Source organism: Klebsiella sp. RHBSTW-00484 (genome assembly GCF_013705725.1).
Classification (GTDB): Bacteria; Pseudomonadota; Gammaproteobacteria; order Enterobacterales; family Enterobacteriaceae; genus Klebsiella.
On the sequence record NZ_CP055506.1, the window covers coordinates 1 to 223 of the forward strand.

Sequence of the window (223 nt, forward strand, 5' to 3'; positions counted from 1 at the left end):
GAAGGTGCGAACAAGTTCCTGATATGAGATCATCATATTCATCCGGAGCGCATCCCAGAGGGACATCATGAGCCATCAACTCACCTTCGCCGATAGTGAATTCAGCACTAAGCGCCGTCAGACCCGAAAAGAGATTTTCCTCTCCCGCATGGAGCAGATTCTGCCATGGCAGAATATGACCGCTGTCATCGAGCCGTTTTATCCCAAGGCGGGCAATGGCCGA

General features: G+C 52.0%; 1 pseudogene. It reads left to right on the forward strand.

What is annotated here, in order from left to right:
- Nucleotides 1-67: 67 nt before the first annotated feature.
- Nucleotides 68-223 (forward strand): annotated as a pseudogene (locus HV213_RS33140) (IS5/IS1182 family transposase); the annotation flags it as partial.